The 23,947-nt window shown below is 45.3% G+C and carries 18 protein-coding genes; 8 read left to right on the top strand and 10 right to left on the bottom strand.

What is annotated here, in order from left to right:
- Nucleotides 1-286: 286 nt before the first annotated feature.
- Nucleotides 287-1,618, bottom strand: a complete 1,332-nt coding sequence (locus QUA78_RS23185; RefSeq protein ID WP_333304609.1) for a glycoside hydrolase family protein — start codon at nucleotides 1,616-1,618, stop codon at nucleotides 287-289.
- 388 nt (nucleotides 1,619-2,006) lie between these two features.
- Here QUA78_RS23185 and QUA78_RS23180 point away from each other — a divergent pair, with 388 nt between their 5' ends.
- Together QUA78_RS23180 and QUA78_RS23175 are read left to right on the top strand one after the other, a co-directional pair.
- A complete protein-coding gene (locus tag QUA78_RS23180; RefSeq protein ID WP_333304608.1) occupies nucleotides 2,007-3,326 on the top strand; it encodes an NB-ARC domain-containing protein in 1,320 nt (439 codons plus the stop codon).
- 92 nt (nucleotides 3,327-3,418) lie between these two features.
- Nucleotides 3,419-3,604 (top strand): hypothetical protein, encoded by a 186-nt coding sequence (locus QUA78_RS23175; RefSeq protein WP_333304606.1) that lies wholly within the window; start codon nucleotides 3,419-3,421, stop codon nucleotides 3,602-3,604.
- Between the two features lie 110 nt (nucleotides 3,605-3,714).
- Here QUA78_RS23175 and larC read toward each other — a convergent pair whose 3' ends face one another.
- Nucleotides 3,715-5,154: a nickel pincer cofactor biosynthesis protein LarC gene (gene larC, locus QUA78_RS23170; protein WP_333304605.1), complete on the bottom strand. Its 1,440-nt coding sequence runs from the start codon at nucleotides 5,152-5,154 to the stop codon at nucleotides 3,715-3,717.
- 75 nt (nucleotides 5,155-5,229) lie between these two features.
- Here larC and QUA78_RS23165 point away from each other — a divergent pair, with 75 nt between their 5' ends.
- Complete coding sequence (locus tag QUA78_RS23165; RefSeq protein ID WP_333304604.1) at nucleotides 5,230-5,895, top strand: L-threonylcarbamoyladenylate synthase; 666 nt, start codon at nucleotides 5,230-5,232, stop codon at nucleotides 5,893-5,895.
- Between the two features lie 69 nt (nucleotides 5,896-5,964).
- On the opposite strand, the gene QUA78_RS23160 is transcribed toward QUA78_RS23165, so the two are convergent.
- On the bottom strand, nucleotides 5,965-6,249 hold the full coding sequence (locus tag QUA78_RS23160; protein ID WP_333304603.1) for a DUF427 domain-containing protein: 285 nt from the start codon (nucleotides 6,247-6,249) through the stop codon (nucleotides 5,965-5,967).
- Between the two features lie 97 nt (nucleotides 6,250-6,346).
- On the opposite strand from QUA78_RS23160, the gene recQ reads away from it, so the two are divergent.
- The 3 genes from recQ to QUA78_RS23145 are packed head-to-tail and all read left to right on the top strand — an operon-like array spanning nucleotide 6,347 to nucleotide 10,409.
- Nucleotides 6,347-8,542: a DNA helicase RecQ gene (gene recQ / locus QUA78_RS23155; protein WP_333304602.1), complete on the top strand. Its 2,196-nt coding sequence runs from the start codon at nucleotides 6,347-6,349 to the stop codon at nucleotides 8,540-8,542.
- A 56-nt stretch (nucleotides 8,543-8,598) separates the two neighbouring features.
- Nucleotides 8,599-9,726, top strand: a complete 1,128-nt coding sequence (locus tag QUA78_RS23150) for an AAA family ATPase (RefSeq protein WP_333304601.1) — start codon at nucleotides 8,599-8,601, stop codon at nucleotides 9,724-9,726.
- Nucleotides 9,723-10,409 (top strand): hypothetical protein, encoded by a 687-nt coding sequence (locus QUA78_RS23145; protein WP_333304600.1) that lies wholly within the window; start codon nucleotides 9,723-9,725, stop codon nucleotides 10,407-10,409. Before QUA78_RS23150 ends, QUA78_RS23145 begins: the two co-directional genes overlap by 4 nt.
- 119 nt (nucleotides 10,410-10,528) lie before the next feature.
- Here QUA78_RS23145 and QUA78_RS23140 read toward each other — a convergent pair whose 3' ends face one another.
- The 7 genes from QUA78_RS23140 to QUA78_RS23110 form a co-directional block, all read right to left on the bottom strand.
- A complete protein-coding gene (locus QUA78_RS23140) occupies nucleotides 10,529-11,269 on the bottom strand; it encodes a peptidylprolyl isomerase (RefSeq protein WP_333304599.1) in 741 nt (246 codons plus the stop codon).
- A gap of 85 nt (nucleotides 11,270-11,354) precedes the next feature.
- Nucleotides 11,355-13,013: a calcium-binding protein gene (locus tag QUA78_RS23135; RefSeq protein WP_333304598.1), complete on the bottom strand. Its 1,659-nt coding sequence runs from the start codon at nucleotides 13,011-13,013 to the stop codon at nucleotides 11,355-11,357.
- A 379-nt stretch (nucleotides 13,014-13,392) separates the two neighbouring features.
- On the bottom strand, nucleotides 13,393-13,767 hold the full coding sequence (locus QUA78_RS23130) for a TonB-dependent receptor (protein WP_333304597.1): 375 nt from the start codon (nucleotides 13,765-13,767) through the stop codon (nucleotides 13,393-13,395).
- A 345-nt stretch (nucleotides 13,768-14,112) separates the two neighbouring features.
- Nucleotides 14,113-14,421, bottom strand: a complete 309-nt coding sequence (locus QUA78_RS23125) for a hypothetical protein (RefSeq protein ID WP_333304596.1) — start codon at nucleotides 14,419-14,421, stop codon at nucleotides 14,113-14,115.
- 425 nt (nucleotides 14,422-14,846) lie between these two features.
- On the bottom strand, nucleotides 14,847-15,305 hold the full coding sequence (locus tag QUA78_RS23120; RefSeq protein WP_333304595.1) for a HetP family heterocyst commitment protein: 459 nt from the start codon (nucleotides 15,303-15,305) through the stop codon (nucleotides 14,847-14,849).
- Between the two features lie 59 nt (nucleotides 15,306-15,364).
- Nucleotides 15,365-17,167, bottom strand: coding sequence for an HlyD family efflux transporter periplasmic adaptor subunit (locus QUA78_RS23115; RefSeq protein WP_333399038.1), 1,803 nt, complete (start codon nucleotides 17,165-17,167; stop codon nucleotides 15,365-15,367).
- A gap of 178 nt (nucleotides 17,168-17,345) precedes the next feature.
- Nucleotides 17,346-20,492 (bottom strand): peptidase domain-containing ABC transporter, encoded by a 3,147-nt coding sequence (locus QUA78_RS23110; RefSeq protein ID WP_333399037.1) that lies wholly within the window; start codon nucleotides 20,490-20,492, stop codon nucleotides 17,346-17,348.
- 896 nt (nucleotides 20,493-21,388) lie between these two features.
- Here QUA78_RS23110 and QUA78_RS23105 point away from each other — a divergent pair.
- Together QUA78_RS23105 and QUA78_RS23100 are read left to right on the top strand one after the other, a co-directional pair.
- Nucleotides 21,389-23,338, top strand: coding sequence for a long-chain fatty acid--CoA ligase (locus tag QUA78_RS23105; RefSeq protein ID WP_333304046.1), 1,950 nt, complete (start codon nucleotides 21,389-21,391; stop codon nucleotides 23,336-23,338).
- Between the two features lie 151 nt (nucleotides 23,339-23,489).
- Nucleotides 23,490-23,930, top strand: coding sequence for a YlqD family protein (locus QUA78_RS23100; RefSeq protein ID WP_333304060.1), 441 nt, complete (start codon nucleotides 23,490-23,492; stop codon nucleotides 23,928-23,930).
- Nucleotides 23,931-23,947: the final 17 nt, after the last annotated feature.

The raw sequence follows: 23,947 nt of genomic DNA, 5'->3' as shown, positions 1-23,947 counted from the left end.
TTTACTAGGCATTGACTTTTCATAAATATGGTTATATTGTATAATACAATATGCGTTTTAAATGCACAACAGCTTAAGCATCGCCAGCCCTATTTGCTGCGATCGCTTCTAATCTCAAGTGACACAAAGCAGGCTAACGACCAAGATAAGCGGCGGCAGATAACTGTGGCAACCCCACCAAGATCTCTCAACCGTCCGCTTCATCGACTTGTTAGACCGCGATCGCTCTCAACCACACCGATCGCACTTAGGATGCAACTTGTTCCACTTGGTGATTCTATAGATATCACACTATATAGGATAACCAAATGTCTCCATCATCAACCTTAACAGCTCTTAACCAGTCATACGAGTAAGCCCGGTTCTTACCATTTTTGGGAAGAGTATCATAACTCGTCCTTGGCACACCATTCCAAGCACCTGCTGGATCGTGAACCACCAGACCATTTCGATCGTAACCCACTACACAAACAATATGACCGGGTCTTGTCATTTCCCCATGAATCACTACAGGGGAACCAGAGTTAACAGCACTACGAATTTCCGCAAATGTTCCTGTGTAAGTCCATTTTGCCTGATATCCATAGCTTTCGTAAATTCCAGCAAGCCCTGGAGGAGATTGCCCAGCAACCTTCCCAAATCTGCTATAAAGTCCGTCTGGAGTTACAGTTGTATTATGAGCTGAGAGCAAAATCGCGGCACTAGTAACTCCACAGGTAGCGTCGGGCTCATTTACGTTATCCCGTTGAGAGTAGTACGTTGCTGTTAGAAACTTTGAACTTGCATTCCCTCTAACTTCCGCCATCGACATTTCGATAGCAGAGGCTGTTACGTATCCAACAACACCATCTACCTTGAGAGATTTGAATTGCTGGAAAGCTTCTACTGCCTTTTTGATCTCCTCATCAAATGTGTCGCTTACTAGTGCCGACTTGGATAAAAAACCCAGACCAATTAACGCACACCGCAATTCAAAAACGTCAGCATTTTTATCCCCAAAAGCAAGATAGTCATCTTCGCGTACCCAGGGGAGAGGAAGTGCCCTATAAGGGAAAAAATCTGCTGAGAGCGATCTTCCTCCACCTGAAGAACCGCCGTTATCGGTTCCTGCTGCTGGATTTAGCCCTTGAGACCTGAAAAGCTTTTCTTCATCATTTCGCCGATTTACAAGGCCCTGTAGCTTTTCACCCTGTGCAAATACATATTTGTCAAAGCTTGCAGCACATTCCTCATATTTCCCAGCGTTACAACGATCTATTTGTTGTGGCCAAGAACCAGGGTCCAGGTTGTAGTAAAAGCTAATGAGAGCGTCATACATGGCTTGTGTGACAGGGGCTATGAGTCTGCCACTGACCAGTCTCTCACGTTCGTCCATCACAACTTTGAAGCATTCTTCTGCTTGTTGCCTCGTGAGAATGTCTCCCATCCTAACGGGTCTTACTCCATATTTATCGGCTGCCGAAGTTCCTGATGGATAGTAAGTAGTCCCTATACCTATAGTGATTGGCAATCCTGTAGGACCTGGATCTGGATAAGCTGTACAGTCCCCGTTAGGAAGCTTCTCGTGATAGCCTTCCCACTTTTCACAAAGCTGATCCGCCGCTTGACTTCGTTCCATCACAAAGTTCCTCCTTTAAAGTCATTCTTCAATATCGATCTCGTTACTTTTCCTAGTCGGGTTATACCGCACATCTGCAGTTGAACTCTGAATAGTCTGAACAGCTTTTGCTCTGCCTTAACTCAAAGAATAACCAACCCCGATCGCCCTGCCGGTGAGAAAAAGTAACCATCTTTTGTAAACTTACGTAAATTCCCTTAAAGGCTACTAGCAGTCAATAGATTTTAGATGTTAAATTTTAGATAATGGAATTGACTTCACAGCCTGTACCTGGGGCTTGTAACCCTATTGATTTCGCTCAATTGTGTAAATTTGTTTTCTTTCCTGAACAGCAACTCGCATTCATGAAACATCAGTAAATTTATTGAATAGGTCAAATTAGCAAGCTATGAAAGGACAAGAGGCGATCGCCCTAGTCGATCATCTGTTACAATCGGCAAACAAAAAGCAAAAACTCAATGACATTCAATCCCGCGTCTTTCTGGAAACTTGGGAGGGACAGTCTTATCAAGAGATAGCCGATCGCTTAGTTTACGAACCTGACTATATCAAAAAAGTCGGTTCGCATTTGTGGCGAAAACTCTCTCAAATTCTTGGCGAAAAAATCTCAAAGCAAAATCTGCAAGCAGTCTTGCGCCGCTACCAGCATCGCAGTGCGGGCATCTTGGACGCTTGCGAAGCAGATAGCAGCACTCAAGATTGGGGAGAAGCGATCGATGTTTCCCAATTTTACAACCGACAACAGGAACTGGAAACATTAGAAACTTGGATTAGCGGCAATTCTACTCGTCTGGTTGGTATTTTTGGACTTGGCGGTATCGGCAAAACTTCTCTGTCTGTAAAACTCGCTCAGCAAATTCAATCTCAGTTTGAATTCGCGATTTGGCGGAGTTTGCAGCAAGCACCGCAATTAGATGTTATCCTCAGCAATATTTTACCGATTTTAACTGGTTCAGAAGCGACAACAAATAACTCTATTCCTGCTCTCATGGAACAGTTGCGACAAAAACGCTGTTTGTTAATTTTCGACAATCTGGAGTCGATTTTGCAAGGGGGAAATCGCAGCGGACAATATCAACAAGGCTATGAAGATTACCGACAGTTATTGGCGCGCATTGCGGACGAACCTCACCAAAGTTGTCTGATTTTAACCGGACGAGAAAAACCGGGGGGGTTTGCTGTGCGATCGGGCGAAAATTCACCCGTGCGATCGCTCAAACTCTTCGGAGTTTCACCGCCAGTATGCCAGCAAATCCTCGCGGGCAAAGGATTAAAGGCAACGCTATTGCAGTGTCAAGATATTGTCAAATACTTTGGCGGCAATCCCCTCGCCCTCAAACTTGCTGCAACGAGTATTAAAACACTTTTTGGCGGTGATATTCACGCATTTTTAGTGCAAGAAAATACTGTTTTTAGCGATTTCTGGGATTTGCTCGATCGCCAGTTCGATCGCTTGTCACCCCTGCAACAAAAAATTATGTACTGGATCGCCATTAATCAAGAAGGAGCGACTCCTGCGAAGTTAAAAGCGGAAATTTTGCCCAAAGTTTCGGGACGGCAACTGATGGAAGCATTGGAGGGGCTGGCTGAACGATCGCTCATCGAAGATCGGCGATCGCTCAATGATACCGCATCAACAAGTTTAATGCTACAACCGGCGATCGTCGAGTATGTCAGAGAACGCTTGCTCCAAACTGCTGAGCAATAAAATATCACAAACAAACTTAACTCATGAAAACTCACGTTTTAATTGAATCCCAAACCCAAGACTAGATCGGCGACTCATAAATTCAACTGATTTTGTATCCTTTAATTGAACGTCTGTTAACCCATTTTGAAACTGCAATTCAACTCAAACAGCACCTCGGCAATATTTCAGCTTGGTTGCGCGATCGAACAGCAAGCCAGACAGATTATGCTGCGGTTAATCTGCTGAATTTATCCAGTCATCTCAAAACCGATATCAGAGGCTTTGATTGCTCTTAGGATTTACGCAGGGGTGGTCAGAAACCGGGTTTTTTACGAAAATACTGCGTTGTGGCCCGCAGATTCGGTATAAAAACCCGGTTTCTTTGTCGGAGTGCGTCCAGGACTGATTAAGTGCGATCGTACCAACTTTGCAGCGCCAAGCGGTGAACTTCGCGCCAGCTAATATTTTTAAGTCGGGCAATTTCCGCGCAATCTTCGTATTCCGGCTGCACGTTAACAATCGTTTGTCCAGACTTCGCAACTTTTATTTGCACTTCGCCGTATTCTGTTTGAACAGTCTGGATTTCCCGGTGCAAAATAGTTCTCTGTTGAGTCGATCGCCTAATTCCCAAAGTAGTAGTCTCGTGAAAGATAACTGCTTCGCAAGCATCCTGAAATTCGGGATGACAAATCGCAGTTAACAAAACCCCCAGCCGCGACTTTTTCATCACAATTGGCGCAGTGAACACATCCAGAGCTCCGGCGGCAAACAAAGCATCGAAAACATAGCCGATCGCCTGCGGACTCAAATCATCAATTTGCGTTTCCAATACCGCAATAGTTTCTATGGAATTGGTAATCGGTAATTGGGAATCCGTAATTGGGAATTGAGTATTGTTTAAAAACTTCCCTCTTCCTTCTTCCCTCTTTCTGACATCCGTTACATCCGTTACATAATCCGTTGCCGAACTTCCCTCTTCCTTCTCCCCAATCCAGAGGCGCAAAATATTAGGAATTGCCAGCATTCGAGAACCTGCACCCAAACCGATCGCCTGAATTTGCATCGGCGGCGGTGGGCCGAAACCAGCGGCGAGAGTACAGGCGATCGCAGTTCCCGTAGGAGTGCACAATTCGCGATCGATCCCGTTGCTGTAAACCGGTACTCGGTGCGTTTCCCACAACCGCATCACCGCCGGCGTCGGCACCGCTAACTTACCGTGGGCCGCCTTCACCGTACCCCCACCAGTCGGCATCGCCGAAAAGTAAAATTCGTCAATATCCCACCAATCCAAACCCAAACAAGTACCGACAATATCAATAATTGCATCTGTCGCCCCCACCTCGTGAAAGTGAACCTCGCTTGCGGGGATACCGTGTACGGCACCTTCTGCCTCTGCTAATTTGCCAAATACGGCCAAACTCCAGGCTTCCACGCGCGGAGGCAATTTTGCAGAGACAATAATCTGCTTGATTTCTGGCAAATGGCGGTGATGAGTGTGGCTAATTTCGGCATCTGCTTCGCCGTGACTGTGAGAATGTTCTTCCCCGTGATGGTGGTGGTGGCGGGCATCAAAAGTCGGGGATTCCGTTTCCGAGGGATCGAGTGTGGAATCAGCGGGATTTTCTGGTTTTAACCACAAATCGGCACTTAAATCGACATAAAATTTAGTTGCTTGTTGAGTATTCCGGTGGACTAATTCCGTCCGCAACTGGTACTCTGTCGAAATGCCGAGCAAATTGAGTTTTTCGATTAGGTAGTCTAAAGGAACGCCGGCGTGGACGAGAGCTCCGATGCACATATCGCCAGCAATGCCGGTCGGACAGTCAAAATAAGCTATTTTATTCATTGTTAACAATTAATTTTTAGCATTGATTGTTTCACTCGATATTTCGATCGCCCACTTAGCCTGCAATATCTTAACATGGCAACTTTTTACGAAGTGCATCCAGTTGCACCCCAGAGAGACCGGATCGAGAAAATTCAAAAAGCTCTGAAAAATGGGGCAGTGATGCTTTATCCGACAGATACAGTTTACGCGATCGGCTGCGATATCAACTCCAAGTCTGCAGTAGAACGAGTCAGGCAAATCAAGCAACTATCCAATGATAAGCCTTTAACGTTCTTGTGTTCCTCTCTGTCAAATATCACCGACTATGCTGCAGTCAGCGATGAAGCATACAGAATTATCAAGCGGTTAATACCGGGACCTTATACATTTCTGCTGCCAGCTACCAAGTTAGTGCCGCGGTTGGTAATGAACCCTAAACGGAAAACTACTGGAATTCGCGTTCCCGACCAGCGGCTTTGTTTTACACTGTTGGAAGCCTTGGGAAATCCAATTATTTCAACATCCGCTCACATTACCACGGATGATGAAGGTGCAGCACCAGTGCCTGCCGGAAAAGGAGAAAGCTTTGGCAAAGCTGAATTGTTTGACTGTTTTTCTAAGTTAGTGGATGTGATTGTCGATGACGGTTCCGATCCGGGATATCAAGTTTCTACCATTCTCGATTTGACAGAAAGCGAACCAATTGTTGTTCGCCGTGGTTTGGGATGGGAAGCTGTCGCCGTTTGGGAAAAAGACTAAAATTTAAAGGGGCGGCTTAAGCGCCAAAGTCGCACAAAACCCGCCCCAATTTTTTAACTAAAAACTGCTTTAAGCCTCTACCTTAACTCCTTTCCAAAAAGCAATATATCCTGCAATATTTTTAGCAGCATCTTTCGGAGTAGGATAGTACCAAGCAGCATCTTTATTAACTTGTCCGCCGACTTCGACACTGTAGTAACTAGCAACACCTTTCCAACCGCAAGTCGTGTGAGTGCTGCTGTCCTTGAAATACTCGCGTTTGATGGCATCTGCGGGGAAATAATAGTTGTTGTCTACAATTTCGCACTTGTCGCTCTCGGCCAAAACGGCACCATTCCAAATTGCTTTCGGCATCAGTTTCTCTGCTTAAATTGAGATTCTCAATTATTGTAACTGTATTTGTGTTCAAAAAGCATAGAATAGTGTTGAAGCCAACAACCAACTACTGCAAATGTCAGGGTCGAATCCGCCAATATCTTCTGTGCCGCTGTCCCTCGAACAAGCTCTAAAACATTTTTTTGGCTATGACTCTTTCCGCCCGGGGCAGCAGGAAATTGTCGAAGCTGCTTTACAAAAACGGGATATGATGATTGTCATGCCGACTGGCGGTGGCAAGTCTTTGTGTTTTCAATTACCGGCACTGTTGAAACCGGGATTGACAGTGGTTGTTTCGCCGTTAATTGCTCTGATGCAAGACCAGGTGGAAGCTTTGCAGGATAATGGAATTGGGGCGACTTTTCTCAACAGCACTTTGAGCAGTCAGGAAACCCGATCGCGCGAAACAGCGATTCTCGAAGGTAAGATTAAATTGCTCTACGTTGCACCAGAACGCTTGCTCGGCGAGAGATTTTTACCGTTTCTAGATATAGTAGCAAATAAGTTAGGAATTTCGGCATTTGCGATCGACGAAGCACACTGCGTTTCCGAATGGGGACACGATTTTCGTCCAGAATACAGGCAAATGCAGCGAGTGCGCGATCGATATCCCGACATTCCCATTATGGGACTAACTGCCACCGCTACCGAGCGCGTCCGCCAAGACATTATCCAGCAGCTAACTCTGCGAAATCCCTACATCCACGTCGCCAGCTTCAACCGCCCCAATTTATACTACGAAGTTCGCCCCAAAACCAAGCACAGTTTTGCCGAAGTTTTGCAAATCATCCAAAAAAAAGGCGGTTCTGGAATTATCTATTGCCTCAGCCGCAAAAAAGTTGACGAAGTTGCCTATAAATTGCAACAAAGCGGCATCCAAGCCTTACCCTACCACGCCGGCATGAACGATGTCGATCGCGCCACCAATCAAACCCGCTTCATTCGCGACGACGTGCAAGTAATGGTAGCCACAATAGCCTTCGGTATGGGCATCAACAAACCAGACGTGCGGTTTGTAATTCACTACGACTTGCCCAAGAATCTCGAAGGATACTATCAAGAATCCGGCCGCGCAGGCCGAGACAACGAACCCGCCCATTGCAGTTTATTTTTCGGCTACGGCGATGTCAAAACCATCGAATACATAATCGAGCAAAAACCAGATCCGCAAGAACAGCGAATTGCCCGCCAACAGTTACGGCGAGTAATTAACTATGCAGACTCCAGCGATTGCCGCCGCACAGTTCAGTTAAGTTATTTTGGCGATTCATTTCCCGGAAATTGTGGCAATTGCGATAACTGTTGCAACAAAAAACCAGTAGAAGATTGGACTATTGAGGCAATGAAATTTCTTTCTTGCGTCGCGAGATGCCAAGAAAAATTCGGCATGAATCATATTATTGACGTGCTGCGAGGCTCAAAAAGTCAAAAAGTATTGCAATACCAGCACCACCAACTTTCTACATACGGTATTGGCAAAGATAGAAGTGCTGATGAATGGAAAAAATTGAGCAGGACGCTGTTAAATCAAGGTTGTTTAGACGAAAAAACAGACGGTTTTCCCATTTTGAAACTGAATGAAAAAAGTTGGGAAATTATGAAACGTCAGCGCACAGTTGAAATCGCCATTGAACCGCAGCGGGAAGTACAGGGGAAAGTTCGTTCTTTGGCAGTAGAATCCGAAGGTCTATTTACCATACTGCGCACGCTACGCAAGCAAATTGCCGACGAACAATTTGTGCCACCTTACGTAGTTTTTGCCGATAAAAGCTTGCGAGATATGGCAGAAAAACGCCCGCAAAATCTCACAGAATTCGAGGAAGTTTACGGCGTTGGTAGCAACAAGCGAAATAAGTACGGTAAAGTTTTCTTGGAGGCAATTCGCAATTTTTGCCAAGAACAAGGATTGCCAAGTGGTGCTGCATCTTCTGAGGTCGCTAATCTTCCCAATCTTTCCAACGTTGCGTCTTATTCGCAGATGCAAACCTGGGAATTGTACCGACAAGGTTTGACAGTTCAAGGAATAGCCAATGCGCGGGGGATGAGTCCTAATACTATTTCGGGGCATCTGATAGAATTGATGGAAATGGGCAGGGAAGTTGATATAAATTTATTGGTTGAATCGGAACGCCAGCAGGCGATAGTGTACGCAATTGAAGTTATGGGGGATGAAAAACTGAGAGCAATTTATGATTTTTTGGAAGAACGTTATACGTTTGAGGAGATTAAGTTTGTGCGGGCTTGGTGGCGACAAAATTATGTAGGTTTTTAACCGCCGATGTAGGCTGATGAACGCTGATGAACGCTGATAATTGATAGGAGGGAGAAATGAAAATTAAAAAAGTAGCTTTTTGGGATAATTTACGAGAGTGGCGTTTTGAACCGATATATTTTTCCAATCTGGCTTTATTAGTTGGCGTGTCTGGTGTCGGCAAAACACAAGTTTTGCAAAGAATTGTGAATTTACAAGAGATAGCTAACGGTGATTCATTAAACGGTTTGGCATGGGACGTTACATTTTCGACACTAAACAATGTAGAGTACCGCTGGCAAGGCGAATTTGAAACAAAAAAACATCCAGGAATAATTACTAATGAGGAAGACGAAATTAATAAATTTAGAATTGTTCGAGAACATCTACTGAAAGAGGAAAAGGTAATTATAGAAAGGACACCTAATGAAATTTTATTTCAAGGCAAACAAACTCCCAAATTATCGCCGTTTCAAAGCGTAGTTGAAATTTTAAATCAAGAAGAAGATATTTCACCTGTTCGGCAAGCTTTTAACAAAATAACTTACAGTGATAATTCTAGTTCACTTAATGGCATTTATGGTATGCCGGAAATAGAAATGTCAAAAATACTGCAAGAAAATATTGAATTAAACAGTATTCAAGAAAGTAATATGTCAATCTATATTAAACTATTTTTGATTGCTCACAATAATCCCGATATTTTTGATAAAATAAAGCAGAAGTTTATCGCTACTTTCCCTCAAGTTGAGGATGTAAAAATAGAAGCTGTGAGATATAAAAATGATCCTTCTCATCCTCTTTTTCCTATCCAAATTAAAGAAAAAGGAGTTAAGGATTGGATTTTTCAATTTAACATTTCTTCGGGAATGCGGAAAACTCTCATTCATATTAGCGAGCTGTACTTGTCGCCCGAAGGCACTGTAATCCTGATTGATGAGTTTGAAAACAGCTTGGGAATTAACTGTATCGATGTTGTGACAGATTTGATTGTGGAAAATAGAAATATTCAATTCATTCTAACCAGCCACCATCCTTACATAATCAATAATATTGGGATGGAACACTGGAAAATAGTCACTCGCAAAGGTGGGATCGTAACTGTGATAGATTCTAAAGATTTGAACTTGGGAAAATCAAGGCATCAAGCTTTTATGCAACTGATTAATCTTGAAGAATATAGCGAAGGAATCAAAATTGAATGAATCTGTATTTTTTGGTTGAAGGAACACAATCGGAGAGAAAAGTTTATCCTGCTTGGCTGGCTTATCTTTTACCGGAATTGCAGCGAGTTGACAATTGCGATGATGTGAAGGAAAAAAATTATTACTTGATTAGCGGTGAAGGATATCCTTCGTTATACAATTATATCCCGCCTGCGATCGCGGAAATCAACTCAAACGGAAAATACAGCTATTTTGTAGTGTGTCTGGATGCCGAGGAAAATACTGTTGCCGAACTTACAACTGAAATTGAGGATTTTTTAAGTCAGCAAAAATTGAAATTAAACAATGCAGAACTTGTACTGATATTTCATAATCGCTGCTTGGAAAGTTGGCTGTTGGGTAATCGGAAGATTTATTCCAGAAATCCTCAAAACAAACCTTTGCTAGATTATACTAAATATTACGATGTTTCAGTTAAATGTCCCGAAAATATGGTCAAATATCAAGACTTTAATACTCACGCTCAGTTTCACGGAGCTTATTTGAGATCGTTATTTGAAGCTAAAAATATCACCTATTCTAAGAAACGACCGGGAGATGTACTCAAGCAATTTTATTTAGAACAGCTATTGGCAAGAATTCAACTTCACCCAGAACAACTTACTACTTTTCGACATTTTATCGATTTTTGTAATATAGTTAAATCCAAATTACCAAATTAAATGCCAACAATTATACGACTTACGGAGAACCTCTATATTTAGGGTTCCATGTACACCACACCTTCGCGCTATAAGTAGCGCGTCAAACCACTTAGGCTTCTCTGTACTCCGCGCGCCACCTACACTTTAGCATTGTACAATAAATAGTTGACTTCGTTAGCCAACCATTCGTTAAAAAGATTGTGCAATATTTCTTGATACCGTTCAGGGGTTAATTCCGCCGGGAGAAACTTTTCAACTAGGAACAAGTGATATCCTCGCTCAGTTTGAATTGGACGAATCACTTCTCCGGGTTGAGCGCTAAATACGGCGACGGCTATGTCTGGTTTTAAACCCCACCGATAAACCTTGCCTTCGCAACCGCATAAATGCCGGCGGTTTTCGTCAATGTCGTAAAAGTGAGCGGCATCAAAAAAGCTGATTTCTCCTTCTTGAATTTGATAAAATAGTTCCTGAGCAAGCTGCGGGTTGGCAACAACTATTTGATAAAGAATTATTTGGTCGTATTGCAATTTGTTTTGAACAAAAATCTTTTTTACTTCTTTGCTAAACAAGTGTTCGGCTAGTTTTTGGGTGAGGAGCCGATCGCGAATGCCGGCTTCTAAATCTTCAACAGAAATCATCTGATCCGCCAGCCAAGCAATCGTATCCGCCGCTTTCTCCAAACGCTTCTCGCGGCGGAGTTGGTCGCCCACAGCTTGAATTTCTTCGGGAGTCACAGTTAACCCCCGTTCCCGGGCTGCTTTCTCAATAACTTTTTTCTGCAAAACCTTTTGACTAAATGTCTTTATTTGCTGCTCTTGTCTGAGTAGTTCGATGATTTCACTTGCTTCAATCAATGGCCCGTAAAAGTCCTTCATCTTTCTCTCTCAACCTATATAAATTTATTAACTTTATCCCGCGACGCATTATGCGGGGTAGTTGATGTTAACGGTTAACGGTTAGCTACAAGATTTCATTTGGCAAACTCATAAAATCAGCATTGCTCAAAGTTGTTGCACCCGCTGCGTTAACTGTTCCCAAAACAACAGCTAAAATTCGATCGCCATTATTTGAACTAAACTTGACCAGAGTCGCGTCTGCCGTACCGTCACCGTCAGTATCAAACGCGATGAGTGTCAAGTCTGCTACCGAAAGTCCCCCTGTCAGCCCAATTCGATCGCCTTCATCGGGATTGAAATCAACGACTCGATCTGCTAAAAATGGATTAGCTGCTGCACTCGCTGTTTCGGGTTGAAATGCAAAGGTATCAGCGCCGCTACCTCCAATCAATGTATTGGTGCCAAAGTTGCCGCAAAGAAAATCGTCGCCGTTGCCGCCCATCAGCAAATCTTGACCTTTTCCTCCCCGCAAAGTGTCGTTTCCCTCGCTTCCATCGATCGCATCGTTACCTCTGTTACCTTTGACAATATCGTCGCCGCTTCCTGCAAAAATTCGATCGCTCCCCCTACCGCAAGTAATCACATCGCTGTCGCTGGTGCCGAGCCAATATCCGTCGCCGTTGCTGTCGTAGGTGATAGTTAATGCGCCCGGATAGTTTTCTGGGGCGATCATTTCTGGAGGCGGGGTTGTTTCAGCATTGCTGTTGTTGGTATTGCGATCGGGAAGTGCGATCGAATTATTGCTGTTACTGTTATCTGTGGGATTAGAAGTGATCGCGCTGCTGTCACCACCACCCGTACCGATTGCATCCTCATTATTTGAGGGTGTTGGCGGTGTTGGCGGTGTTGGCGGTATTGCTGGTGCGGGCGCTGGTGTTGGCGCTGGTGCGGGCGCTGGTGTTGCGATGTTAGTTGTGATGTTAGTTGTTGGTGGAGCGCGTGTAGCAGCGATTGCTTCTGCGCTGCCAGAAGTAGCTCCCGGAGTATTGGCTGTCTGAGTGCTTGTGCTACTGCCTGCGGGGGAAGTTACTGTCGCGCTGTTGTGGTTAGTAACGCCTTGATTATTGGCGATCGAGCTCGTTTCGCTTGAACTGCTACTATCTGAAGGTGCGGGCGCTGGCGCGGGCGCTGGTGTTGGCGCTGGTGCAGGCGCTGGTGCAGGCGCTGGTGTTGACGCTGGTGTGGCTGCTGTGGCGCTAGTAGTCGGCGGAGTATCTAAACCGCTGCTAGCTGAGGCGCTCGCACTACTAGAAGTGCCACCGGGAGCCGATGCTGTCTGAGCGCTGCTGCTGCTCCCTGTCGGAGAATTCGCTGTCGCGCTGCTGCTGCTCGCACCGCTGCGGCCTCCTAACGCTGCAGGTGTTGGTGTTGGCGCTGCTGCAGGTGTTGAAATTGGCGCTGGCGCTGGCGCAGCGGCAGGGGCCGAAGCTGTGGCGCTAGTAGTTGGGGGCGCAGCGGCAGGGGCCGAAGCTGTGGCGCTCCCACTGCTAGATGTAGCCCCCGCAGCGTAAGCAGTTTCACTACTGGTACTGCTTCCCATCGGGGAAGTGGCTGTGGCGCTGCTGGTACTACCGGCGCCACTGTCATCGACAAAGGCACTAGATTTGCTGGAACTGCTGCTGACCGCACCCGGGTTATTCGCCGCCTGCGAATTCAAGGTGTTTAAACTATTGCTGTTTCCAACAATATTACTTAAGGGATCAGATGAATCTAAGGAAGGCATCGCGATTTATCTCCTTTTAGCTATAAAAACGCAAAGCACTTGCGTGAACACCGACACTGCCAATTTCAAATAAAAATGTATGATTTTGAAAAGTATGAAGTAATTGCTCTTGACTTCAGACTAAAAACTGATTTTTTTTAATAAGTAGGTAGGCGGGATGAAACTGAACTATACAGAATCCCAATTTTCTCTGATTTAATTAAATGTTTCAAAATCATCAATACTGTCAATCTCCCTATCATTTACATTCAAAAAATTTTCCGATAAAGTCCAGTAAGGTGTTCAATCTATAAATCATATCCCACATCATGTAACATGAGTAAGTAGTGCCACCATCCTCGCTGGCTATCGTATATGGTTTAAACGATCAAAAGCTTAATTAAACATTGGTGAAATCCAGGAAAATTGAAGTATTAAAACTTGAAAATGAAGCCCTTTGATCTCCTGTTTTTGCATAAGCAATGGCTGTTGCATCCGCTATACTATAGTTAAGCATACCCAAGTTTTTAACAGTTGTGTTAGTTTGAGTATTCGTATAAGTAGTCTGACCGGTGGCAACTGCACCTGCACCAGCTACGGCATATCCAAGTCCAATATTTGTTGTGGTCACTGTACCTGCGTAAACACTGCCACCACCCACGACACTGCTGCTTTGAGCGAGGGTCTGTAAGTAATTTAAGTCCGAGATAATTAATGAACTACTCATGTTTCCCATACAATAATTTAAGTCAGAGATAATTAATGAACTACTCATGTCTCCCCTGCAAGAAGTTTTAATTACCCTAGATTTAGTCATTTTAAGAACGACTAAAACCACTAGAGGTTGAAGACGAACTAGAACTAGATTTTCTGTAACTGCTGGAACTCTGATTAGATGAAATATTTACAGCAACATTTTGACTAATTTGAGTCGCTCCATCAGTAGATTTTGAGACTACGCTTTTAGCTTCGGCAATAACTTTGCAATCTGGTGAAACTATGCGTTTGATAACAACTTTATTCTGAGTCATGATGTTAATAAAAAGACTTTACTAAAATCAACCTATTCTGACAGATTTTAGTTGTCAGAATAGGTTGAAGACTATACAGGCGATCTTTACTAGTAGTGCGAGAAGTAATTTCCGGCGCTACCAGAGGTAGAAGTAGCATTAGAGCTAGAACCTACACCTTGAACAGTGAGGGTTTTGGTGATAGCCTGAGTAGATGAGTTCGCGCCCACAGCCTCTGCATCTGCTTCAGCACCAGCAAAATTTCCTTTAACGTTCGTGATAGAGTTGAATACCTTATTGATGGTCAGATATTCATTGATGTTTGCGTAAACCGCGGTGTATGAGCTGTCTCCAAAAAAGTAGCCACCTTCAACATTTGCTTCAGCCGCTTCCACGTAGTTCAGGTCAGAGATAATCATTTGTTTTGTCCTTTTAAGAGTGAGTTTTTTTTGTTTTCTTGTTACCTAATTTAGCTTGCCTTTTGGTATCTGTGTTGCCATTTTGGCAGGAAGTTTTTTCGGTAACAACTTTGTTTGGTCTGTAATCAATTTATCAAGGTTAACAAGGATTGTGTTGCCATTTTGGCAGAAGCTTTTTCTGTCTCGGCTGAACAACCTTGTTTCCTTTGATATCCCTAATATAATCAGGACTTTTCCTGCCGTGTTGCCATTTTGGCAGATCGATCGCAAATCAGGATGTAAAGATAACTTGATAAATTTTTATTAAGAACCGGGTCGAAAAATGTTGTGTGGCTACTAAAAAACCCGATCGCCCGCGGTGAGTCAACCAAAAAATTGGTACACCCAACGCCCGCAATCGGGTTTTGTTTCGATCAACTAATTTACTAGCCCGCGAAATTCAACCAACGTGTCTTTAATCCCGCCAAAAAGCCCTGATTTGGAACATCAACCGTCGGCGTCGAGAGACATGGCTCTTCCTTGACTTCCAGTCCAAAACCTCTGGTATCTGGGTGCAACTCGCTAAAAGCCTCAGTTACATAACCCCCTCCAACTCCGGCTCGTTTTTCCCTCACCACCTCCAGATGATCTAAATCAGCAATTTTGCTCAATGCAGGCTTAGTTTCCGATTTACTCGACTTGCTGATTTGACTGTTTTCCTTAAGCAAGCGGTTGGAAGTGCGGTAAGGGATGTAGTCGAGAGGGTTGTAACCCGTGCAGCGCAAAAGTAAAAAACAAGCCCAAGAATACTTTCCTGCCAAAATTGCTGAAATTATCTCATCCAATTGTTCTGGTTTGATTCCAACTTGGGAATGATTGGCAGAATGGTGAAATTGGGAGTTCATTATTTTATCCTGTTTTGTGTATATAGAGTGACAAAAGACAACAACCACTTAACTAAATTCTACAAACTCATGCCGCCCTTTTGTAGCTGCTTGAGAGGGTCAAGCAAAATGTCGGCTATGCTGCGCTGGCGAATGACAATTTCCGCAGTAGCTGTTTGGCCAGCTTTGAGTTTCCAGGTTTGGTTTTTGGCTTTCACTGAGTCTCGATCGATACTCACTTCCACCCGGTAAAAAACACCCAATCGCTCGTCAGTTTTGGCATCCGGCGAAATAGATAAAACTTTTCCCGGAATCACGCCGTAATTTTGATAAGGAAAAGCATCGAATTTGACTTGCACCGGCATTCCGGTTTTGACAAATCCCGCTTCTCGGTTCGGCAAACTGACTTCCAGCACCAGAGGAGCCTGATTCGGAGTCATTTCTGCAATAGTTTGACCCGGTTGAACAACTTCGCCGGTGTTGTGAATGTTGAGCGCGGAAATAACTCCGCTGACGGGTGCGTAGAGAAATCTTTCTTTGAGCTTACTTTTGGCTTGATCGAGCAGGGTTTGGGTTTCGGCAATTTTGGATTTGACTTGATTTAATTCTATTTCCAACTGCTGAATTTTTTGCTCTTTTTCTAACTGCGTTTGGCGCGCTGCGGCTTGTTTGCTGGCGGCTTCGGCTTGCAGTCGATCGACTTCTGCGAGTTGTTGGGCTAATTCACCTTGGGTTCTAGAAATGGCGCTAGTTCGATCGCGCAAACTTTGCTCGACTTCAAACAGCCTTTCCTTAACCCCAGTTGCATCAGACAGTTGACTCCTGATGGCAGCACTTTGCCTGTCGCGAACGGTTTGCTCGACTTCAAAGGCGCGATCGTCTGCCTGAGTAGTCTCCCCCAACTGGCTTCTAATCACCGCATTTTCACTTTCTCGCAGAGCTTCCTCAGCTTGAAACAATACGTCTTTTGACAGTGCTCCTTCATCTACCAAAGGTTTGAGACGCGCGATCCGCTCTTTGTGAGCCGCTACTTTTGCTTGCAATTGCGCCAGCAATTCTTGAGTTTTGCGTTGCAATGGTTTCACCTGATCGCGCCGCCCTTGCTGGGAGTTAATATCTGTTTTCAGTTGCGAGAGCAAGTCTTGTACATTCTTTTCCAGAGGTTTGAGCTGTTGTTGCCGCGCTTGCTGAGACACTACATCTGCTTGCAATTGCTCGATTTGAGACTGCGTGGTGGCCGCTGAAGCGCGAGCACGGGCGATCGCAGCTTCAGCCCCCCGCTTGTCCGCAGCAGCAATAGCTTGGCTCGCTTCAGCTTCCAGTTTAGTTCTCTCGATCGAACTAATCTCTTGCACCAATTGAATTCGATAAGCGTCCAGAATTTTCTCAAGACGCTCCACCTCGCTCTGGGCATTCGACGGGTCTAATTCGGCCAATAATTGTCCAGCTTTGATTTTTTGACCTTCTTTGATAGCGAGGTTAATAATTTTTCCCGTCTCCGTCGGGTGAATTTTGTAAACAGCGCCTTTGGGAACTAATTTGCCCTGAGCATGACCAACCTCGTCAATTTTTCCCAAAGTTGCCCACGCTCCAAAAGCTACGGAAAAAACCATTCCTCCTAATATCAACCGCTGCGGAAAAGATACTGGCGGTTGGTCGAGTACCGAGTGCAAAGAACTAGACCAATTATTAGCATCAGGCTGCCGTAACTTGGCAATATTGATACCGTCATGAGTTTGAGAGGATCGCTTTTGAGATTCGACTACTTCTAAAGAGCGGTCTTTTTTTCTGGCTTCGTTTTCTTGCCTTGAAGCTACGCCCCCATAAACTTCGCCTATTTCGTTAGGAGCAGCGCCTAATTCTTGCTCATCTTGTGAAACCATGATCCTTACTCCCCAGTTGTAATTAAAAAAATTTGGTCATTAGAAATTGGTAATTGGGACTCGGTAATTGGGACTCGGTAATTAGTAAATTCGATTTGAGATTTGAGATTAATAAATCCAAAAATCCGTTAGAGCAATTAAATCTCGTACATGACTCGTTGCCGAACTGCCTGCTTCCTTAAATATCGAGTTGTTGCTGAGCGAGGTGATAGTAAAGTCCGCGTTCAGCCATCAATTCGTCGTGGTTGCCTTGTTCGGCTAAAATGCCTTTCTCTAGAACCAAAATTCGATCGGCATTACGCACCGTAGACAACCGATGAGCGATAATAAACGCAGTGCGATCGCGACTAATGCGGGCGAGATTTTGCTGAAACCTGCGCTCAGATTCGGTATCCAGCGAAGAAGTTGCTTCATCCAAAACCAAAATTCGGGGATCGCCCAACAAAGCGCGGGCGATCGCAATTCGCTGTCGCTGGCCCCCAGACAAACTCGTTCCCCTTTCCCCCACAGGAGTTTGATAACCCAGCGGCATATCTTGAATAAAAGCATGAGCTTCTGCTAGCTTCGCCACTTCTATCGCCTCTTCCAAGCTTGCAGAAGCAGCATCGTTTCCGTTTTTGTACAGCGTGATATTTTCCAAAATCGTTCCCGAAAACAAGAAACAATCTTGAGGAACAACACCCAACTGAACTCGCAGCGACTGCAAAGAAATGTGCCGAATATCGTGGCCGTCAATTGTCAGCCTCCCTTTTTCTGGATAATAGAAACCTTGCAGCAGCTTTACCAAAGTACTCTTACCGGAACCGCTGCGGCCGACAATTGCCACAGTTTCTCCAGCTTGCACCTCAAAGGAAAGATTTTGCAGCGTATTGCGTTCCTCATCCTGAGCATAGCGGAAAGAAACATTGTCAAACTTGACGTTTCCCTGAATCCGAGGCAGCACCAGCATTGGCTTGTAAGGGCTTTCTTCAGGTTGGGCAGAGAATACATCATCCAAACGCTCGATCGAAACGAGCACTTCTTGAAACTCATCCCACAGTCCCACCACTGAAAGCACAGGAGAAATCACGTTCCCAATCATCATATTAAAAGCCACAAATTGACCGATGGTCAACTCGTCTTGAATCACCAGCATTGCCCCGTACCACAGCAAAGCCGTGCTGCCCAAAGTATTAATCCCACCCCCGATCACCTGCAAAGAATTCGCCAACTTCTGCCCGCGAAATTTAGCATTAATCATGCAGGTTAATTGGTCTTCCCAGCGCCAGCGCATTTCTCGCTCAGCAGCAGTTGCCTTAATCGTCGCCACCCCAGTAATCATTTCGACCAAAGATGAATTTTGCTTAGCACCTTCGTTAAAAATCTCCCGCGACACTTTTCGCAGGAATGGAGTTGCCACTAAAGTCAAGATCACGATCGGCGGAATCAAAGCCAGCACCAACAAAGCCAGACGCCAGTTATAGTAAACCATCAGTCCGATGTAAACTACAGCCATCAAAGCATCCAACCAAGCCGTAATAGCTTGGCGAGTCAAAAATGCCTGAATTTTTTGATTTTCCTGAACCCGCGTCAAGATATCGCCCACCTGACGAGATTCAAAAAACTTGATGGGCAAACTGAGAGTGTGACTGATAAAGCCGCTAATTAAAGTCAGGTCAATCCGGTTCGACAAATAATCCAGCAAATACTGTCTCGTTACACCCAACAGCGTTCGCCAAACACTAAACAGCAGCAGTCCGAGCGCAAAAACGTGCAGAGTTACTACGCTTTTGCTGACAACCACTTGGTCGAGAATTACTTGGGTAAATAGGGGAGTAACTAGACCAAATATTTGGAGCAACAAGGAGAGGATCAGAATTTGGGCGATCGCAGCCCGGTAGGGCCAGACTATCCCAACAAAATTTTTAAGTTTGATGCCTTGATGTTCGGCAGTGTGATTGCGGTATAGTTCCGCTGTCGGGTCTAAAATTAGGGCGTACCCCGTCCAATTTTCGGTAAAACTTTTAATGCTCATCCACCGCTTGCCCGCAGCCGGATCGGCCACTAAAACCTCTTGATTTTTAAAGCGGTAAACTGCCACGTAGTGATTGCCTTGCCAGTGAGCAATCCAGGGATTTTGATTTCGCAGCGGAGTTAAAGAAGCTCGCACGGGACGGGTTTGAAATCCCATCCTTTCCGCTGCTTTTGCCAGACTCTTGAGCGACGCGCCACTGCGACCGATTTCTGCCAATTCGCGCAAGAAATTTAGGCTGAATTTCTTACCCCAATATTCGCTAATCATGGCTAAGCAGGTTGCTCCGCAATCTGCGGCACTCTGTTGTTGAATGAAGGGGTATCCGCTGCTTAACCATTTGCGCTGCTTGGGTTTGGGAAATCTAATAATTCCGCCTACAGGTTTTTGCTGCTCGACTTCGGTTAATTTTGACAGCTCGGTTTTTGAGTTTGAGCTGGCATCTTTTGGCAGCGTTACTAAGCTTAAAATCGGAGGTTTGCGGATGATTTTAGGGCGGGAATTGCTTTCGGAACTAATTGTGGCTTTGGCGATTTCCCACTGTTCGGCGCTAAGCTGGTAAATTAGCAGGTTTGTTGCGGCTTTCCAGTCGCTCCGCAGCTCTGAATGTCCCCAGCTACTACCGATAATTGGCGGTGCTTCACCTTGAATTTGACCGCTGCGGAGCCAAAAATGATTGGTAGATTTTTGGCAGTGTTCAGCGAGGGAAACTCCGGCAGAAATTCGGATTTCTTCTATGTAAGGAAGTAAGTGGGGCCACAGAAGCTGTTGTTGGTGGGGAGCGAGCGATCGCAAATCTGTTTGTGTCTTGAAAAATATTAACCGCTGGATCTGTTGAAACTCTTGCTGCAAGTGCTGTTGCAGTTGGGGGAATTCCTCTAAAATAAGCTGTAATTTGCTTGCTGCAATTCGAGCGATTTGGCAAGAACCGGCCGCAATTGCCCTGTAAGGCAGTCCGTTTTCAATAAATAGGTTTTCTGTGCCAAATATTGCTCCGAGTTCCAGTACCGCCGCCGAAATTTCCTGCTGTTGAGAGGCTTCTAATGCTAGCAGCCTGACTCTTCCCTCGCAAACTAAATAAAAATTGCTATCGTTTTCTTTTTCTTCAACTAAATTGTTGCTATTATCCGCGGTTTGATATTGGGTGATTTCATCTCCGAGCTGAAACTCGCAAATTTCACAGGCTGTATTAAATTTTGCAATTAATGCCGGTTCTGCACCGATTTCCTCCAAGAGTTTTTGAAGAGCTTGAAGAGTCGGTGATGAGGCTTGGGAATGAGCGAAGTAATTCGGTATCCCTAAACTGTTTTTCATAGCTTTCCCTGTTGAAATTTTCTGTCAACTTTCTTGACCGACAACTAACTAGGTTAGGCACAAATTTTTTTTAGTGTTACCTAGCTGGCTGAAAAATGCTGTTGGAGTTCTGGGGCAAAAACCTCTTATTTCAAACATTTTTTGACAAGTTTTAAAATGTCGGAATTAGGGGTTTTTATAGTAGAGCACGGTTATTGCGTAAGTGTGGTTTTTCTGGCTCCAATCATAGCGTACAAAATAGCTAGAATGACTACAGTTCAACGGTCATCTTTACAGAATCTTTATAATTAAGCGCTATTGTCGCGCATAATTGTGAAGATTTTGTAAAGTTAATCGGACACAGCTTCTACCTTATAACCGTAAATACACGCAGACACCTTAATTAAATATTAAAAACGTTCAATTCTCGATAATGTGTGCATTATAGAAGGATTAACGTAAAGAAATAATGCTAATTTGTAGCAGGAATTCGAGAAACTAATTGAGAATTGAGCCTGGGTATTTAGCGGGATTTAAACAAAGAAGTTGGAGTCCCGATTCAGGGAACCCATCGCTGGCGGACGCACCAACTTTGCAGCCGACGCAGAAACCGGGTTTTTTACTAAAACAGAAGAAAGTTCGGCAACGAAGCAGTCTACGGGATTTAACCGATGTAACGGAGGTCAGCAAGAAGTCCCATCGAAGAAGGAAGTTCGGCAACGAATTGTGCAACGGATGTAACGGATGTAACGGAGGTCAGGAAGAAGGAAGAAGGAAGAAGCCATTCCCTGCGGAAAAATCGTCAAATTCTCTTCCTTTCGGAAGAAGGCTATTATGCAGAAGGCTATTATGCAGAAAGGTAGAGATGCTAAATTCACACCAAATACTTCGATCGCGCACAACTCAGCAAAATAACTATGAACCGCCCCGCACCTGACCCCCACTCTCAAATGAGCGACATTGAACGCGCTAACCTCAGCCGCCTGATCGATTACAGTTCCATTCGATCGATACCCGAAATTTGGGATCTCGTCAAACAGCGATTTCCTCAAACCGTCGCCCTCCACGACCCCCACAGCAAGCCAGAAATCAAACTCACCTACACCGACCTCTACCAGCAAATCCAGCAATTCGCCGCCGGCCTCCAAGCCCTCGGCATTGAAGCCAATCCCGAAGAAGCAGTCCCTCCCCGCGTCGCCCTGTTCGCAGACAACAGTCCCCGCTGGCTGATAGCCGACCAAGGTATCATGATGGCCGGGGCCGCCAACGTTGTTCGAGGCGCCACCGCCGACCCCGAAGAACTCCTGTACATCATCCAAGACAGCGGCTGCACCGCCTTGGTAGTCGAAAACCTGGCATTACTCAGAAAACTGCAACACCGCCTCCCGGATTTGCCCATCCAACTCATCGTCCTCCTCTCCGACGAAGAACCGGAAACCAGCCCAACCCTCAACACAGTCAAATTTTCCCAAGTGATGACCACAGGGGCCAACCGTCCCCTCAAACCTTCCAACCACAAGCCTCAAACCCTCGCCACCCTCCTCTACACCAGCGGCACCACCGGCAAACCCAAAGGCGTCATGCTGACTCACGGCAATCTGCTGCACCAAGTCACCACCTTAGGCACAATTCTCCAGCCCGAACCCGGCGAATTCGCCCTCAGCATGTTGCCCAGTTGGCACGCCTACGAACGCAGCGTCGAATACTTCCTGCTTTCCCAAGGATGCACGCAAATTTACACCAATATTCGCTATTTCAAACAAGACTTTAAAGCCTACAAACCCCACTACATGGTCAGCGTTCCGCGCATCTGGGAATCGATTTACGAGGCAGTACAAAAGCAATTTCGGGAACAGCCACCTAACAAACAAAAATTGGTTAATTTCCTGTTATCTGCCAGCCAGCAATACATCGAGAACCGCCGCATTTTCCAAGGATTAACTCTCAGTTTGAAACCGGCTTCTGCTTCCGAAAAACTAATCGCCCGCACCAAAAGCATTCTGTTGTCGCCCGTACACGCCCTCGCCGAAAAATTGGTTTATCAAAAAGTCAGGGAAGCTACGGGAGGACGTTTTAAGTGGGCAATTAGTGGCGGCGGTTCTTTGGCCGCGCATTTAGACAATTTCTTTGAAATAGCGAATATCGGCTTGTTGGTGGGATATGGTTTAACCGAAACTTCGCCGGTTTTAACTGTGCGCCGCCCTTGGCACAATCTCAAAGGTTCGGCAGGACAGCCGATCGCCCATACGGAAATTAAAATAGTAGACCCAGAAACCAGACAGCAACTGCCCACAGGCCAGCGCGGCTTGGTATTGGGCCGGGGGCCGCAAATCATGGCAGGATATTATCTCAATCCCCAAGCTACCGCCAAAGCCATAGACTCCGAAGGCTGGTTCGACACCGGCGATTTGGGCTGGCTGACACCAGGAAACGACTTAATCTTGACCGGGCGGGCCAAAGATACGATCGTCCTCAGCAACGGCGAAAACATCGAACCCCAGCCCATAGAAGACGCCTGCGTCCGCAGCCCCTACATCGACCAAATTATGCTAGTAGGCCAAGACCAGAGATCCCTCGGCGCCTTAATTGTCCCCAATGCAGAAGCCGTGCAGAAATGGGGCGAAACTCTGAATCCCCCATTACACGAAATTGACTGGAATAGCAAGACAATTCAAGACTTATTCCGCAAAGAATTGAACCGAGAGGTGCAAAATCGCCCCGGATACCGCGCGGACGATCGGATTGGCCCGTTCCGGTTGATTTTGGAGCCGTTTTCCATCGAAAATGGAATGCTGACCCAAACCCTGAAAATTAAGCGCCCGGTTGTGACGGAACACTACCGCGATATGATTGACGGAATGTTTTGAAATATTCGCAGGACTTGGGGAATGGAGAAGAAAAAATTGTCCCAACACCCGAGTCCCGAGTCCGAGTCCTCAGCCATTAGGAAATATTTACCAACTAATGACTAATGACTAATGTCTAATGTCTAATTCCCAACTGACAATCAACAACTTTATGGAACCACAATTACTCTTGAAGCGATCGATTAACGTTAAAGTCGTCGTTACTCCCCGCTGGAAAGAAGAAGCTCAACAGCAACTCCAAGGCCAAATCAACCAAATAGATTCTCAGCTACAGCAGCTAGAAATGCAAGGGCAGCGGATGGTTTCAGAAATCCAAAAGCAAAACCTGCACCCCCCAGGCCCGCAAGTAATGCAGCAAATAGAAAACATTCAAGTGCAGGTGAATCAAAGAAAAAGCGAACTGCTAGAACAGAAAAACCAAAACCTGCAACAGCTTCAGCAAGTGCAGGTGCTAGACCTCGAACAAGAAGTGAGTCAAGGTCAAATTGACGGCACGTTCACTGTCGGGCTGGGAGAAAACTTGATTCAAAAAATGCAAGTAGAAGTTCTCCTCCGTGACGGCATAGTCGAAGAAATTAGAGGTGATATTTAGAAATTGGTAAGTGGTAA

This window comes from Microcoleus sp. K4-B3, assembly GCF_036704615.1.
Classification (GTDB): domain Bacteria; phylum Cyanobacteriota; class Cyanobacteriia; order Cyanobacteriales; family Microcoleaceae; genus Microcoleus.
This window is presented reverse-complemented; position numbering and strand designations above follow the sequence as displayed.